Source organism: Blastococcus sp. TML/C7B, assembly GCF_016612845.1.
Lineage (GTDB): Bacteria > Actinomycetota > Actinomycetes > Mycobacteriales > Geodermatophilaceae > Blastococcus.
Genome location: NZ_JAEOAA010000001.1, coordinates 253,417 through 268,343, shown reverse-complemented (window position 1 = coordinate 268,343; position 14,927 = coordinate 253,417). Strand labels below are relative to the sequence as shown.

At 74.8% G+C, this 14,927-nt stretch carries 12 protein-coding genes and 5 pseudogenes; 8 read left to right on the top strand and 9 right to left on the bottom strand.

Translation table 11 applies throughout. The features are described 5' to 3' along the window. Window positions 1-18 precede the first annotated feature (18 nt). Entirely contained in the window at window positions 19-966 is a 948-nt protein-coding gene (locus tag JKP76_RS01330; RefSeq protein ID WP_200489250.1) for a sigma-70 family RNA polymerase sigma factor, read from the bottom strand. A gap of 185 nt (window positions 967-1,151) precedes the next feature. Here JKP76_RS01330 and JKP76_RS01325 point away from each other — a divergent pair, with 185 nt between their 5' ends. The 8 genes and pseudogenes from JKP76_RS01325 (at window position 1,152) to JKP76_RS01290 (ending at window position 7,881) form a co-directional block, all read left to right on the top strand. Continuing rightward, window positions 1,152-1,634 carry a flagellar protein FlgN gene (locus tag JKP76_RS01325; protein WP_200489249.1) on the top strand — a complete coding sequence of 161 codons (483 nt, stop codon included), beginning with the start codon at window positions 1,152-1,154 and terminating at the stop codon, window positions 1,632-1,634. Beyond that, complete coding sequence (gene flgK, locus JKP76_RS01320; protein WP_200489248.1) at window positions 1,631-3,037, top strand: flagellar hook-associated protein FlgK; 1,407 nt, start codon at window positions 1,631-1,633, stop codon at window positions 3,035-3,037. Before JKP76_RS01325 ends, flgK begins: the two co-directional genes overlap by 4 nt. Window positions 3,038-3,042: 5 nt before the next feature. Then, a complete protein-coding gene (gene flgL / locus JKP76_RS01315; protein WP_200489247.1) occupies window positions 3,043-3,921 on the top strand; it encodes a flagellar hook-associated protein FlgL in 879 nt (292 codons plus the stop codon). Next, on the top strand, window positions 3,921-4,376 hold the full coding sequence (fliW, locus tag JKP76_RS01310; protein WP_200489246.1) for a flagellar assembly protein FliW: 456 nt from the start codon (window positions 3,921-3,923) through the stop codon (window positions 4,374-4,376). Before flgL ends, fliW begins: the two co-directional genes overlap by 1 nt. Window positions 4,377-4,463: 87 nt before the next feature. Beyond that, window positions 4,464-4,616 (top strand): annotated as a pseudogene (csrA, locus tag JKP76_RS23750) (carbon storage regulator CsrA); the annotation flags it as partial. A 351-nt stretch (window positions 4,617-4,967) separates the two neighbouring features. After that, entirely contained in the window at window positions 4,968-6,782 is a 1,815-nt protein-coding gene (locus JKP76_RS19930; protein ID WP_242471142.1) for a hypothetical protein, read from the top strand. After that, window positions 6,779-7,120: a hypothetical protein gene (locus JKP76_RS01295; protein ID WP_200489244.1), complete on the top strand. Its 342-nt coding sequence runs from the start codon at window positions 6,779-6,781 to the stop codon at window positions 7,118-7,120. Before JKP76_RS19930 ends, JKP76_RS01295 begins: the two co-directional genes overlap by 4 nt. Then, the gene (locus tag JKP76_RS01290; RefSeq protein WP_200489243.1) at window positions 7,120-7,881 is read left to right on the top strand and encodes a hypothetical protein; all 762 of its coding nucleotides are present in this window, start codon (window positions 7,120-7,122) and stop codon (window positions 7,879-7,881) included. The genes JKP76_RS01295 and JKP76_RS01290 overlap by 1 nt, the downstream gene beginning before the upstream one ends. A gap of 23 nt (window positions 7,882-7,904) precedes the next feature. Here JKP76_RS01290 and JKP76_RS21965 read toward each other — a convergent pair whose 3' ends face one another. The 8 genes and pseudogenes from JKP76_RS21965 to JKP76_RS01260 all read right to left on the bottom strand — a co-directional run bounded on the left by JKP76_RS21965 (window position 7,905) and on the right by JKP76_RS01260 (window position 14,801). Next, complete coding sequence (locus tag JKP76_RS21965; protein ID WP_309229464.1) at window positions 7,905-9,929, bottom strand: NlpC/P60 family protein; 2,025 nt, start codon at window positions 9,927-9,929, stop codon at window positions 7,905-7,907. 196 nt (window positions 9,930-10,125) lie between these two features. Further along, entirely contained in the window at window positions 10,126-10,317 is a 192-nt protein-coding gene (locus tag JKP76_RS01280; protein ID WP_200489242.1) for a hypothetical protein, read from the bottom strand. 164 nt (window positions 10,318-10,481) lie between these two features. After that, window positions 10,482-11,772, bottom strand: a pseudogene (locus JKP76_RS01275) (citrate synthase). Between the two features lie 44 nt (window positions 11,773-11,816). Further along, on the bottom strand, window positions 11,817-12,842 hold the full coding sequence (locus tag JKP76_RS01270) for a hypothetical protein (protein ID WP_242471141.1): 1,026 nt from the start codon (window positions 12,840-12,842) through the stop codon (window positions 11,817-11,819). 16 nt (window positions 12,843-12,858) lie between these two features. Then, window positions 12,859-13,158: pseudogene (locus JKP76_RS23745) on the bottom strand (glycosyltransferase family 2 protein); the annotation flags it as partial. Next, a pseudogene (locus JKP76_RS22865) lies at window positions 13,155-13,850 on the bottom strand (DegT/DnrJ/EryC1/StrS family aminotransferase); the annotation flags it as partial. The pseudogenes JKP76_RS23745 and JKP76_RS22865, both read right to left, overlap by 4 nt. A gap of 25 nt (window positions 13,851-13,875) precedes the next feature. Then, window positions 13,876-14,286 (bottom strand): annotated as a pseudogene (locus tag JKP76_RS23740) (DegT/DnrJ/EryC1/StrS family aminotransferase); the annotation flags it as partial. Further along, a complete protein-coding gene (locus JKP76_RS01260; protein ID WP_309229466.1) occupies window positions 14,283-14,801 on the bottom strand; it encodes an FdtA/QdtA family cupin domain-containing protein in 519 nt (172 codons plus the stop codon). The gene JKP76_RS01260 and the pseudogene JKP76_RS23740, both read right to left, overlap by 4 nt. Window positions 14,802-14,927: the final 126 nt, after the last annotated feature.

The window sequence follows — 14,927 nt, the reverse complement described above, 5'->3', positions numbered from 1 at the left end:
CGGGTGGGTCGGGCGGGGTCAGGCCGGTCGGGCCACCCCGGCCCAGGGGTTCCGGGGGCCGGGCACGGCCGCCGGCTGCCGGCCGGCGACCCGGTCGACGTAGCTGCGCTGCTGGTTGCGGGCGCGCACGCCGCCGTCGGCCTGGACCGCGCGGCCGTCCCAGACCTCGCTCATCGCGGCGTGCAGGAGCGTGAGGGCACGGGCCCGCATCTGCGAGACGCGGGAGAGGGTGACCCCGAGGTCCTCGGCGATGTCGGTCAGGGATTCGTCACCGAAGAAGTTCCGCTCGATGACCTCGTCCAGCCGATCGGGCAGCGCGCGGATCGCCTCGTGGAGGTAGCGGGCGCGCTCCCCGCGCAGCAGGGCGCGTTCGGGGGACTCGCCGGTGTCGGGCAGGTCCAGCGATCCGCCGTCCTGACCGGTCTCGGCGTCGATGCTCACCATCACGGCGCGGTGGACGTCCACCTGGAGGCTGTCCAGCTCGCTGCGCGGGACACCGAGCGCGGCGGCGAGCTCCTCCCGTGTCGGGGGCCGGCCGAGCGAGACGGCCAGCGCGTCGGCGGCCGCCTCGGTGCGACGGGCGGCCGCGCGCACCGAGCGGCTCGCCCAGTCGCCCGAGCGCAGCTCGTCGAGGACGGCGCCCTGCAGGCGGGCCAGGGCGTAGGTCGCGAACGAGGCGCCGGCGGCCGGGTCGAAGCGCCTGGCGACCTCGACGAGCGCGACGTGCGCGCAGGAGACCAGGTCGTCCCGGCTCACGTGCGCGGGCAGCGAGATGCGGGCCGCGACGGCGTTGACGGCGAACGCGGCCAGCGGCAGGTGCTCGGTGACCAGGGCGTCGACGTCGGCCTGGCTGCGCTGGGCGCCGGGGTTCCGGGACGGGTGCGGGATCCGCCCGGCCGCGGGCCGCTCACGCGGGACCCGCTCGCGCAGAGGGCGCTCGGACGCAAGGGCACGGGCTGGGCTCACGTCCTCCTTCTCGGCGGACCGGGGCCGCTGTGGCACCGCCCATCGGCAACTTTCGGTCTCGACTTGAGCACTTCGCTCCGCGCTTCGGCTTGAGGGGGCTCCCGGGGGTGCCGAAGCCTCCTGCAACGAGGACGCGTCGACCGGGTGGACGGCGCCCGGGCGAGTGACGGAGAGGCGGTGGACGCGTGGACTACCAGCACCTGTCGACGTTGCTGTGGCGGGAGCAGGAGCTCCTGGACCTGCTGCTGTTCAAGGCCGAGGAGAAGCAGTACCTGATCGTCACGGGTAAGACCCGCTGGCTGGCGCGCATCGCGCACGAGATCGAGGTCGTGCTGGACCAGCTGCGCACCCTGGAGGTGGAGCGCGCCGCGGCCACCGAGACCATCGCCGGCCGGCTGGGCCTGGGGGCCAACCCGTCGCTGAAGCAGGTCGCGGAAGCCGCGCCCGCCCCCTGGAACGACCTGTTCGGCAAGCACCACGAGGCGCTGCTGGTGCTCATCACCGACCTGCGCAGCCTGTCCGACGCCAACCGCGAGCTCATCGAGGGCGGCCTGGCCGCCATCGGGGACGCCCTGGTGCAGACCCGCGCGGCGGCCGGCACGTACGGCGCCAGCGGCCGGCACGACGACGGCAGCCACCGCGCGGTCACCCTGGACGGCGCGCTGTGAGCGGGAGCTTCGCCGCGCTCAACTCGGCCACCACGGCGCTCTGGGCGCAGCGCCGCGCGCTCGACGTCGTCGGCCAGAACATCGCGAACGTCAACACCGACGGCTACAGCCGCCAGCGGGCCGAGATGCAGGCCATCGGCGGCAGCGCGGTCCCCGCGTTCTACTCGGTCGGCGACGGCATCGGCGGCGGCGTGTCCGTCGACCAGGTCACCCGCATCCGCGACGTCTTCCTCGAGGGCCGCGGGCACACCGAGCACGCCAACTTCGCCCGCCTCAGCGCCGAGGCCGCGTCGCTGGAGCAGGTGGAGACGGCGTTCCGGGAGCCCGGAAGCAACGGCATCCAGGCCCTGCTCGCCGACGTGTGGGACGGCTGGGAGGCCGTGGCCAACAGCCCGGAGACCGACGCCGCCCGCGTCCAGGTCATCCAGCAGATGACGGCGCTGGTCGGCGGCCTGCACTTCGCGTCGGCCTCGCTGGACGCGCAGTGGACGCAGACGCGGGGGAACCTGACCGTCCTGGTGGACGACGTCAACGCCGCCGCGGCCTCGATCGCCGACCTGAACCAGGCGATCCAGCGCGGCAACCAGACCGGCCTGCCGGTCAACGCCCTCGTGGACCAGCGCGACGTCCTGGTGATGAAGCTCGCCGACCAGGCGGGCGCGACCGTCCGCCAGGCCAAGGACGGCATGCTCGACGTCATCGTCGGCGGCGTGACGCTCGTCGGTGGTCCGAGCGCCTCGAAGCTCGCCGTCGCCGGCAGCCTCGACATGGCCGGCACCGCCACGGACAAGGTGCGCGTGGTCACCGCCGTCGGTGGTCACACGGTGAACCCGGACGGGACCGCCGGTGGTCAGCTGACCGCGCTCAACGGCGTCTTCCCGAACTACCAGACCGACCTCGACCAGCTGGCGGGGGCGATCGCCGCCGCCGTCAACGGGGTGCACACCGACAACGCCTACGACAAGCTCGGGAACCCCGGCGGCGACGTGTTCCGGTCCTCCGACGGCGGGCCGATCACGGCGGCGACCATCGAGCTGGCGTTCACCGACCCGGCGCTGATCGCCGCCTCCGGACTGGCGGGTGGCCCGAACACCGACAGCAGCAAGGCCGACGAGATCGCGCAGCTGCGCAACAAGGCCGGCGGCCCGGACGCCACCTACCGCAAGCTCGTGGTGCAGCTCGGGGTCGAGGCCGCGGTGGCCAACCGCGGACTGGAGATCCAGCGGGTCATCACGACCCAGGTGGACGCCTCCCGCGACTCGGTCGCCGGCGTCAACCTCGACGAGGAGATGACCAACATGCTCTCGTACCAGCACGCGTACTCCGCCGCCGGCCGGCTGGTCAGCACGATCGACGAGATGCTCGACGTGCTGATCAACCGCACCGGCCGCGTGGGGCTGTGATCTGAGTGCGCATCACCCAGCGTGCCGTCACGCTCACCAGCCTGCAGGGCCTCAACAGCAACCTCGAGGCCTTGGGCAAGCTGCAGCAGCAGCTCACCTCGGGCAAGGCGATCAGCCGTCCCTCGGACTCGCCCACCGGGACCAACACGGCGATGCAGACGCGCGCCCAGCAGGCCTCGGTCAACCAGCAGTCGCGCAACGTCACCGACGCAAAGGCGTGGCTGGAGCAGGGCGGCTCCACGCTCATGGAGATGATGGACGTGGTCAAGCGCGTCCGGAACCTCACCGTCCAGGGCTCCAACGCGGCGAGCTCGCCCGCGAGCCAGGAGGCGCTGGCCATCGAGGTCGCGTCGCTGCGCGACGGGCTGCTCAGCATGGCCAACACCAAGGTCATGGGCCGCCCGCTCTTCGGGGGCGTGACCGCCGGCCAGAACGCCTACGACCCGACCGGTGCCTACATCGGCAACGGCGGCGCCGAGGTGCTCCGCCGGGTCTCCGACAGCGAGCTGCTGCGGGTCGACCTGACCGGCCCCGAGGCCTTCGGCGCCGGCAGCGACGACCTGTTCGCCGTCGTCGGCCGGATCGCCACCGACCTGGTGGCCGACCCCTCGGCGCTCCAGGGCCACCTGGAGGACCTGGACGCCGTCTTCGGGACGATGCAGGGAGCGATCGCCGACATCGGCGCCCGCGCGTCGCGGCTGGAGCAGGCCGAGCAGGTCAACCTGGACCGGCAGCTGACCCTCCGGGCCCAGCTGGGCGCGGCCGAGGACATCGACCTGCCCAAGACGATCATGGACGTGCAGATGCGCCAGATGGGCTACGAGGCCGCGCTCGCCGCGACCGCGAAGTCGATCTCGCCCACGCTCATGGACTACCTGCGCTGATGGCCCCGACCCCGGCCGCCCTGGCCGCGCGCCCGCACGCCCCCGCGGCCGCGCCGGCCCTGCCGGTCCCCGCGGTGCAGGTGCTCACACTGACCGAGCCCCTGCTCGGCTTCCCGGAGCACCGGGACTACGTGCTGGTCCCGGCCGACGGCACGGGGAACCTGTCGTGGCTGCAGTCGGTCGCCCCCGACGGCCCGCGGTTCCTCGTCGCCCGGGCGGACGCATACTTCCCGGAGTACGCACCGCAGCTGCCCTGGGCGGCCTGCGTCGAACTCGGCATCGGGGAGGTCTCGGAGGCGCAGGTGCACTGCCTGGTGACGGTGCCCGCGGGGGACGTCTCCGCGGCCACCGCCAACCTCCGGGCACCGCTGGTCGTGAGCCCCCTCACCGCCCGCGCCCGGCAGGTCGTCCTGCTCGATCCCGCGCATCCGGTCCGGCGCCCGATGCGCCGATAACACTCCCAGCGGCGCAGCGCGCCGCCGCCCGGCTGCCGCCGGGCCGCCACGGACGGCCACACACACAGCACCCATGGAGGGGTACACGTGCTCACACTCACCCGCAGCGTCGGCGAGACCATCCGCATCGGCGACGACATCGAGGTCCACGTCGTCGAGGTGCGCGGTGGCACCGTCCGGCTCGGCTTCAAGGCGCCGCGCGAGGTCACCATCCACCGCGAGGAGGTCTACCGGCAGATCGCGGAGGCCAACCTCCTCGCCGCCCAGGTCACCGCCGACACGCTCGGCGCGCTGGCCGCCTTCGCCCCCTCGGCGGCCGCAGCCGGCGCAGCAGGGGATGCCCCCGTCCCCACCCCGGCCGACGCGGTGCCGGAGGCTGGGGACGCGCAGGGCTGACCGACCAGGTCTGCCGCGGTTCCTTCGGCAGACCCTGCCAAGGGAGCCGCCCAGCGGGCCTTCGTGCGTGCGACACGGGCAACTTCTGCCGAAGTGTTGATGCATACGTGCGTATGACACGGCGAGTGTTGTGCCCTTCGCTGCCGAGGGGATGCGGCAGATTTGCCCCCAAGCAAGTGACAGGGGGCGATCACCGTGCAACACACTGCATCCAACGCGCAGGCCGACGTCGATCTCGGCGCCGAGCCGGAGTCCGTGGTGGTCCACGTGCAGCTGCGGCCCCGCCGCGGCGCGATCCGCAAGTGCCTCGCGGCGCTGGCGACGCTGGCCGCCGAGCACGACGAGGTCGCCTTCGCCGTCTCCGGGCTGAGCAAGGACGACCGCGTCGTCCGCGTGACCGTGGGTGTCGACCTCGGCCCCCGGACCGCTGTCGCCAAGTTCTCCCCGCAGGCCCAGGCGGCGTACGCCTTCGTGAGCGCCGTCTTCACCTCGCTCTACGACCACATGCCCGTCTACGTCGCCGAGCCCAGCCCGGCCGAGCGCGCCGCCGCCGCCGTCCTGCTGGAGCGGGCCGGCCGCCGGTGCCACCGCCGCCGACGTCGTCGAGGCCCTGCCGGTGTCGGCCGACCCCGCCCCGATCCCGAGCCCGCGGACCGCCGGCCCGGGGGAGCGCATCCCGGCCTGACGGCCGGCCTCCCGAGCGTCTTCGCAGGCCTTCTCCCCGAGGTCTGTCCTTCCCCGCAGTGCCCAGGAGTTCCGGTGTCCGACATCTCCGCCCCCGCCCGCACCCGCCAGCCGCTCGTCTTCGGCGGCCTCCCCGAGGCCGAGGGATGGGCGCTCGCGCCCATCACGCCCCGCGACCGCGTGCACTTCCGCGTCGACCGCGAGCTGCCCCTCGACGAGTTCCGCGCCGACCTGCCCGACGGCGTCACCGTCAGCTACGACCAAGGCGACGGGCTCTACCGCGTGGACGGCGCATGCGGCTCGGCCTCGGTGCTCGCCGACTGGGTGCGCGCCTGGTGCGCCGGGCGCGGCTGCACGACGGTCGGGCTGCGCGCGGAGACCGACGTGCGGCGCCGCGCCCCCCGCGACCTGCCACCGGAGTTCCTCGCCGACCTGTGCCGGCACTACGGCCCGGTCAGCCTCAAGCGGCTGCAGCGCAACATGAGCACGATCCGGCTGCACCTGCCCGACCCGGACGACCTGGGCCAGCAGGTGTACGAGTGGATCCTCAAGGCGGTCAGCCAGTTCGACGAGACCAAGTCGGTCCCCTTCGGCGCCTTCCTGGCCACCCAGCTGTCCAAGTGGGTGCACGACCTGGGGCGCAACGCCCACGGGCGGACCGCCGCCGACACCGAGCACAAGCAGCAGAAGGCGATCGCCGCCTTCATCGCCGAGCACCAGCGCCGGCCCAGCGAGAAGGAGCTCGCCGCCTACATGGGGCAGAGCGTGGCGACCCTCCGGCGCAACTCGCAGACGGTGGCGACCCTCAACGGGCTGCGCAACCTGCAGTCCCTCGACGGCGGTCCCGACGGCACCGAGATCCTGCTGCCCGACTCGGGCGAGGCGCCCGACCGAGATCATGGGCGAGGCCGAGCAGACGCTGCTCTCGCACGCGCTGACCGCGGCCTGCGCGCCCGACCCGGACGCCCGGCCCGACCAGCGGGCCGGCCAGCCGAACGTGCTCGGCTGGGCGACCTGGTACCTCACCACGTGGGGCGGGCAGACCAAGACGCAGCTCTCGGCCGACCTCAACACGTCGGTGCGCAACATGAACGTCTACGCCGACCGGGTCGAGAAGGCTCTCAAGGGCCGGCTGGCCGAGCTGGTCGACTGACCGTCCCGGCCCTCCCGCCGCAGCGCGACGATTGGTTGCCTGGAACGGGTCCATCCGGGCGCTGCCCTGCCGATATCCACCTCGTGACGTCGTGCAGCCCGACCCGCCGGACCGCGCCCGCGGTCGCGCGGGGTGCGGTCGGCCGGCGCCCGGTCCGGGACGGCGCCCGGTGAGCGCCGCCCCCGCCGGCGGGACCGGCTCCGGCGTCCTCGTGCCGCACTGGCTCGGCGCCGCGCACCGCGTCGAACTGGCCGCCGCCGTCCGGGCCGCGCTGGGCGCCCCCGGGGTGCACCCGGTCGCCCTCATCCACCTCGAGGACGTCCTCACCGAGCTGCACGTGGCCGCCGCGCGGGACGCCGTGTGGCCGGCCCCCGCCGCCCGCGTGCGGCTGGCCACCGGCTGGGACGCCGACGTGCTGCCCGTCCGCCTCAGCCTGCCCGAGGTGACCGCCGTCCTGGCGTTGTGCGCGCTGCCCGGGGAGCTCCGGGCCCGCCTGTCGGGGGACTCGTGATGACCGGCTTCGGGAGCCGCGGGGCCGCCAGCCTCCTGCAGCGGCTGCGCCCCACCCGGATCGGGGTGGCCGACCTGCTCGAGGTCGCCACCGCCGTGCTGCCGTCGATGACCGGCCCCGACCTGCGGGTGGAGCTGGTGCGCCGGACCGCCGCGGGCTCGGTCGTCGTCGTCGAGGAGGACGAGCGGACCCTGCGCGTCGACCTCGAGGAGCTCGCCGACGACATGACCCGGGCGGGCGTCGCGGCCACCCCCGAGGCGATGGCCGCCGCCCTGGGCGCCTGGGTGGAGCGGCGCCCGGTGACCGACGCGGCTGCGGCCGCGGCCGGGGTCGCCGTCCTGGACTGGGCCGACGCGGTGCGCTCCGCGGTCGGCTGGCGGGTCGTGGTCCGCCGCGGCGACGTCGCCCTGCCGTGGAGCCCCGGAGCCGGCACCGGTGCCGACCGGGTGCGCGCCACCCGGGCCGCGGCGGCGCTGCGCTCGGGCTCGGTGGAGCTGGTGGAGCGGGTCGAGGGCCCGGTGGCGATCTGGTCGCACCCGGTGGTGCCCTCGCTGGCCACCACCGTGCTCGCCGCGCCCGACCGGTTGCGCGCGCGCATCGCGGCCACCGGCCTGCCCGTCGACGACCTGCACGCCGTGGTCACCCCGCACCGTCCGCTGGCCTGCGCCGGCGGCAGCGTGGCCGCGCGCCTGGCGGGGGAGACCCCCGAGGTGAGCGTGACCCTGCCGTGGGCGCGGCTGGCCGACCTCCGCTGGCTCTGAGCCGGCGCCCGGCGGCGTAGCGGCTAGGAGATGTAGCCGTACTCCCAGTGCCAGGGTTCGGGCTTCTCGCCGCGGGGCGCGGCCCAGTCGGGCTGCACGAACCCGAAGCGCCCGGCGTTGGCGGTCATCCAGCGCCACTCGGTGCTGCCGGCGATGTTGATGCCGCCGCACAGGTCGACGGCCAGGGCCCAGCCGTGGTTCGAGGTGCCGGGCACCGCCGCGAGGGCCGGCTTGGCGCGGAACGCCGCCATCTGGCTGCCCAGCGACCGGTAGGAGTCGGTGATGCACAGGTCCCGGCCGAACTGGGCGCGGAAGGCCGTGCTCATCTGCGCGTAGCCGGCCGCGGCGTCGCAGCGCAGCGCGTGGCGGTACACGCCGAGCTGGCACAGGGCGCTGGTCGGGATCTCGCCGTTGTCCCAGCCACCCCACTGCGGGCTGCTCACCCCGGGGGTGGGGAGGGGGGCACCGCAGGGGCCGGTCGGGCCGCCCCCGGGCAGGGGGGCGTTGGGCTCGGCGGCCAGCACCGGCACGCGGACGGCGGTGGATCCGGCGGCCAGCGAGCGGACGCCCACCTGGTAGGTCGCCGCGGAGGCGCCGACGACGTCGCCGTCCCCGAGGTAGATGCCGACGTCCTCGCCGCCGGGGGCGAAGACCAGGTCGCCGACCTGCAGGCCGTCCAGCGGCACCGCGGCCGCGGCGGCCCACTGCCCCTGCGGGGTCGCGGGCAGCGCGTACCCGCCGAGCAGCCAGGAGGCGGCGGTGAAACCGCCGCAGTCGTAGGTCTCCGGGCCGGCGGTGCCGGGCACGAAGGGCCGGCCCAGCTGGGAGAGCGCGTTGCTGACCGCCGCGACCGTCTCCGACGGCAGCACGGTCACCGGGCTGCTGCCCACGATCGCCCAGGCGACTCCCGGCACGGGCTGTCCCGCGGCGTCGAGCGCGGGGGAGAGGCCGGCGGGCAGCTCTCCCGGGCCGGTCAGCGCGGCGGCGGGCGGCGGGACGACCTCGGCCGCGGTGAGCTGGGCGAGGTAGGTCTGCCAGCGGGCGACCGCCTGCTGGTTGCGCTCCTGCTGCTGCCCGGCGGCCGGCACGGTCCCGAGCCCGGCCAGCCGGCCGGTGACCTCGGTGCTCAGCTCGTCCACCCGGTCGCGCATCGCGCCGAGGGCGGCGGCGACCTCGGCCTCGGCGGCATCCACCGCGGCCTCGGCCCGCTCGACGCGGACCTCCGCCGCGGCCAGCGCCGCGCCGGTGCGCTCGGCGCGCACCACGGCGGTCTCCAGCGCGCGCTCGCCGAGCTCGCTGGCGGCCTGCTGGTGCAGCACGCCGGAGGTGGCGGCGGCGTCGCCGGCGTCCAGGGCCAGCCCGGGGTAGCGGGCGGTGGGGGAGGCACGGTAGAGGTCGGCGGCGTGGCTGCCGACGACGCGCCGGTCGGCGTCCACGGCCTCACGGGCGGCCTGCTCGGCGTCCCGGGCCGCCTGGAGCTCGGCGCGCAGCTGCGCCGCCGTCTGCTCCAGCGAGCGGTAGCCGTCGGCCGCCTCCAGCATCGAGCTGCGGGCGGTCAGCGCCAGGGCGGTGACGTCCAGCGGCCCGCCGGCGGGGGTGGTGACGCCGGGCAGCACCACGGCGACGAGCGCGGGGACCATCAGCGCACCCAGCGCCACGACGCCGAGGCGGGTGGACCAGCGCGAACCGGTGCGCTCCTCCGGTGCCGCGGGGCGCTTCCTCGTGGGGCCCTTGGGCGTGGGTCGCTTCCCCGCCGGGCGCTGGGTGGCGGGCCGCTTCGCCGCGGGCCGGGTGCCCCGGGGGGAGGCCTGCGCAGCGAGCGCGGCGCGGGCGGCGGCGAGCTGGGCGGGGGTGAGGTCGGGGCGGGCCGCGGCCAGTTGGCGCAGGGCCATCGCCTCGCGCAGGGCCATCGCCTCGCGCAGGGCCATCGCCTCGCGCAGGGCCATCGCCTCGCGCAGCGCCTGGGCCTCGCGGGCGCTCATCGCCGGCCGCGCGGCCGGGGTGCGGCCCCGGGGCGCGGAGCGGACGGGCGTGCGTGGTGCGGGCACTGCGGCGTCCCCCGGCGGTGTCGTCGTTGCGATGGCCGGCCCGGCTGCGGAGTGCAGTCGGGCTCTGACCTCGTATCGACGGCCCGGATCGGGCGCCTGAGGGAGGGGGAGGCGGTCTCACCCCTGCGGGGGAGGGTGAACTCGCGGGTGGTGCTCGGACGGGTGAGCCCCCGTCGGGCCGGTTACCGGCGGTTCCTCACGGTGCCCACCAGGCGCCGTGCCGGTGCACGAGGGGGATGCGCAGCTCCTCGCCGTCCTCGGTGGAGACCACGAGCTCGACGGTGCTGATGCGGACCGGCGGCCCGTCGCCCTCGGGCTCCAGCACGCTGCCGCTGGCCAGCGGGATCGGCGGCACGACGAGGACGTCGTCGCCGGGCGGCTCGGCCATGGGCGGACCTCCAGGTCGTCGGCTGCGCGGGTGCGGGGCCCTCACCGTAGGGGGCGGCTCCCCGGACGCAGCGCGGGCCGGGTCGGCTCCCCCTGGGGGAATCGACCCGGCCCGGTGTCCGAGTGCCCTGCTCAGCGCCCTGTCAGAGCCCTGTCAGGGCCCTGTCAGCGCTGGTCGAGCGGCACGAAGGTGCGCTCGGTCTCTCCGACGTAGAGCTGCCGGGGGCGGCCGATCTTGGTGGTCGGGTCGGCGATCATCTCGCGCCACTGGGCGATCCAGCCGGGCAGCCGGCCGAGCGCGAACAGCACGGTGAACATCCGGGTCGGGAAGCCCATCGCCTGGTAGATCAGGCCCGTGTAGAAGTCGACGTTCGGGTAGAGCTTGCGCTCCACGAAGTAGTCGTCCTTCAGCGCGATGTCCTCGAGCTGGCGGGCGAGGTCGAGCAGCTCGTTGCTGCCGCCGAGCTTGTCCAGGACGGTGTCGGCGGTGGCCTTCACGATGGCCGCGCGCGGGTCGTAGTTCTTGTAGACCCCGGTGGCCGAAGCCCATCAGCTTGACGCCGGGCTCCTTGTTCTTGACCCGCTCGACGAACCGGGGGATGTCGCCGCCGTCGGCCTTGATCGCCTCGAGCATCTCCAGCACCGACTGGTTGGCGCCGCCGTGCAGCGGGCCGAACAGCGCGTTGATGCCGGCCGAGACGGAGGCGAACAGGTTGGCGTGCGAGGAGCCGACCAGCCGGACGGTCGACGTCGAGCAGTTCTGCTCGTGGTCGGCGTGCAGCACGAACAGCATGTCCAGCGCCTTGACCAGCTCCGGGTCGGCGTCGTAGGGCTCGGCCGGGAAGCCGAACGTCATGCGCAGGAAGTTCTCGACCAGGCCGAGGGAGTTGTCCGGGTAGAGGAACGGCTGGCCGACGCTCTTCTTGTAGGCGTAGGCCGCGATGGTGGGCAGCTTGGCCAGCAGGCGGGTCGTGGACATCTCGACCTGGTCCTGGTCGAACGGGTCCAGCGAGTCCTGGTAGAAGGTCGACAGGGCGCTGACCGCCGAGGAGAGCACCGGCATCGGGTGCGCGTCCAGCGGGAAGCCCTTGAAGAACTGCTTGAGGTCCTCGTGCAGCAGGGTGTGCCGCCGGATCCGCTGGTCGAACTCGGCGAGCTGGTCGGCGGTCGGCAGCTCCCCGTAGATCAGCAGGTGGCTGACCTCGAGGAAGCTCGCCTTGCCGGCCAGCTGGTCGATCGGGTAGCCGCGGTAGCGCAGGATCCCGGCGTCACCGTCGATGTAGGTGATCGCCGAGGTGCACGCGGCGGTGTTCACGAAGCCGATGTCCAGCGCGACCGTGCCGGTCGTGGCCAGCAGCTTGCTCGTGTCGATGCCGTCGGCCCCCTCCGTCGCCTGCTTGACGGGAAGGGGCAGTTCTCCACCGGGGTAGCGCAGGGCTACATCTGTCTCGCTCATCCCCCGGGACGCTACCCCCGTCGTGGCCGGGTGACCCGCCGTCGTCACCGCCGAGCGGCGGATGCGCTCACGTCGAAGGTCCACACCCCGGCGCACCGGTCGAGGTGCCAGCGGGCCCCGCGGGGTGCGACCGCCAGCCACGGGTGGACCAGCAGCCCGGCGGGGTCGTCCGACGGCACGAGCTCGACGTCGACGTCGGACCCCTCGGCCAGCGCCTCCTCGATCAGCGGCACGGCTGCCTCGAGAGATGCCGACGGCACCGCGATCACGAGCTTCTCGGCCACCACGGCCGAGGTCACGTCACGGAACGCCTGCACCGTCGCTCTCATCTCGGCGCGGTCCAGCGCCGGTGCCGCGAGGGCGATCGGGAAGAGCCGGGTCCACACCTCCAGCTGCTGGTCGAGGCGGCCCCGGAGCTCGGGCCGGTGCGCCCGGACCCAGAGCGGCTCGACGGCGGGGTCGGCGACGTCGTCGGCGGCTCCGGGACGCAACTCGACGAGCGCCGCGGTGCTGAGGTAGAGGGCCTCGAGCGCCGGCCCGTAGTCGGGACCGTCGACGAGCGAGGCGAGGCGCGCGGTGGCGTGCTGCAGGACCCGCGCGTACGCGCGACGACGCTGCGCCTGTTCGGGCAGGAACCCCTGCCGGATCCCCGAGTCGATCAGGCGGACCCAGTCCCGCTCGGCGCGCGCGGTCATCCAGGGGTTCATCGAGTTCTGGCCCGGGTGCACGCGGAAGCGGCTCAGCACGCGCGGGGTGTAGAAGGCGGGGCCCTGGGCCAGCAGCTCCAGCCAGATCTTCACGTCGGTGAGGGAGTCGATGCGCCGCCCGTCCGGCTCCCACATCGTGGCGACCGGCAGGGCGTCCCTGCGGAACAGCGCCGTGGAGAGCTCCCCGACGACGTTCGTGCAGGTCTCGAGCATGCTGGTCCCGAGCTCCGGCCCGGCGATCGCGCCGGGGCGGTCGCGCAGCGCCGGGAACTCGTGCCCGGCCACCGGCCGGCCGTCCTGGTCGATGAGCGACCGGCGGGAGAAGGCGAGGGCCGCGCCCGGGGTCGCCTCCAGGCCGCGCACGAGCTCTGCGGACGCAGTCGGTGGCCAGCACGTCGTCGTGGAGCAGGTACTTCACGTACTCGCCGCGGGCCGCCTCGAGGATCGACTGCAGGTTGTCGTAGCCGCCGCCGTTCGTCTCGTGCCGGATGACGCGGATGCGGTCGTCCTCGGCCGCGGCGGCGGCGATGATCTCCGGGGTGCGGTCGGTGGACGCGTCGTCGCCGATGATGATCTCGACGTCCCGGTAGCTCTGCTCGCGCGCGGAGCGCAGCGCCGCCCGCAGGTGCGCCTCGCCGTTGCAGGTCGGGATCAGGATGCTGACGAGCGGGTCGCTCACGGGCGGAAGCCGCGCACCGCGTCGATGACCGCGTCCTGCTGCTCCGGGCGCAGGGTGGGGCCCATCGGCAGGCTGAGCACCTCGCGGGCGAGCCGGTCGGCCACCGGCAGGTGCGCCTCGGCCAGGCCGGTGCCGGCGAAGGCGGGCTGGCGGTGCGGCGGCACGGGGTAGTGCACGAGCGTCTCGACGCCGCAGCGGGAGAGGTGCTCGCGCAGCCGGTCGCGGTGCGGGGTGCGGACGACGTACAGGTGCCAGGCGGGGGTCGTCCCGGGCACCCGGGTGGGGAGCTCGAGCTCCTCCCCGAGGCCGGCCAGGCCATCGTCGTACCTGCGGGCGGCTGCCTCGCGGCGGCCGTTGTGCTCGTCGAGCCGGCCCAGCTTGACGGTCAGGAGCGCCGCCTGGATCTCGTCGAGCCGGCTGTTCCACCCCACCTCGTCGTGCCGGTACTTCTCGGAAGACCCGTAGTTGCGCAGCGACCGCAGCCGGCGCGCGGTCTCCGGATCGGAGGTCGTCACCGCGCCGCCGTCGCCGATCGCACCGAGGTTCTTGCCCGGGTAGAAGCTCCAGGCGGTCGCGTGCGCGGGGCCGCCGCCCACCGGCCGGCCGTCGCGCCGGGCGCCGTGCGCCTGCGCGGCGTCGTCGAGGACGACGAGGTCGTGCCGGCGGGCGACGTCGGCCACCGCGTCGAGGGTCCACCGGGTGCCCGTACAGGTGCACCGGGACGACGGCCCGCGTCCGGGGGGTGACGGCGGCCTCGAGCGCCGCGGGCTCCCATGCCCCGGCCGCGGAGCTGACGTCGACCGGGACCGGGACGGCGCCGACGTGCAGCACGGCCAGCCAGGTCGCGACGAAGGTGTGCGAGGGGACCAGGACCTCGTCGCCGGGGCCGACGCCGAGCGCCCGCAGGCCCAGGGACAGCGCGTCCAGGCCGCTGCCCACCCCCACGGCGTGCCGGGCGCCGACCGCCGCGGCCCAGGCCTGCTCGAAGCCCTCGAGCTCCGGGCCCAGGAGGACCCGGTCGCTGCGCAGGACGCGCAGCGCGGCCGCGTCCAGCTCGGTGCGCAGCTCCGCGTGCAGCCCCGCGAGGTCGAGGAACGGGACCCGGACCGCCTCCGGCGCCGCGGTCATGCCGGCAGGGGGGCGGGGGTGACCTCGCCGGCCGCCTCGGCGGCCTGCCGGGCCGCGGTGAAGTCGTCGTACTCGCGGTAGTAGTCGTCCTCGGAGTAGGGCAGCGACGCCATCACCAGGCAGACGCTGCCGGAGGAGAAGTTCCCGAGCTCGCGCCAGGTCAGCCGGGGCACGTACAGCCCGTGGTACGAGCGGTTCAGGTGGAAGCGGGCGGTGCTGGTGCCGTCGTCCACCACGACGTCGAAGCTGCCGGACGCGGCCACGATCAGCTGCTGGAGGTCGCGGTGGGCGTGCCCGCCGCGGGACTCGCCACCCGGGACGTCGTACAGGTAGTAGACGCGGGCGATGTCGAAGGGGACGTGGTCGCCGCCCTCGATCATGGTGAGGTTGCCGCGCGGGTCGGTGATGCGCGGCAGGTCGACGACCCGGCAGCCCGCGCCACCGTCGGCCGGCCGCGGATTCCAGTCCGTCGTCCGCCGGCCGGGACCCAGGGAACGCCGTTCGAGGAGAGTCACGCCCCTGGTCATCGGCAGCCGCGGACGACGCCGTGACGGCCTCTCCCCGCTGTCGCCGACGGGGCCGGCGGGGGACCGGGGCGACCCTTCCGTCACATCCGTTCCTCGTGCCCGCAGGTGCCCCCG

Bases quoted from the DNA above. Each gene is read 5' to 3' on its own strand.
- fliW (WP_200489246.1), top strand. From the start codon at position 3,921: ATGGCCCCGACCCCGGCCGCCCTGGCCGCGCGCCCGCACGCCCCCGCG.
- JKP76_RS01280 (WP_200489242.1), bottom strand. From the start codon at position 10,317: ATGGCCGAGCCGCCCGGCGACGACGTCCTCGTCGTGCCGCCGATCCCG.
- JKP76_RS01290 (WP_200489243.1), top strand. From the start codon at position 7,120: ATGACCGGCTTCGGGAGCCGCGGGGCCGCCAGCCTCCTGCAGCGGCTG.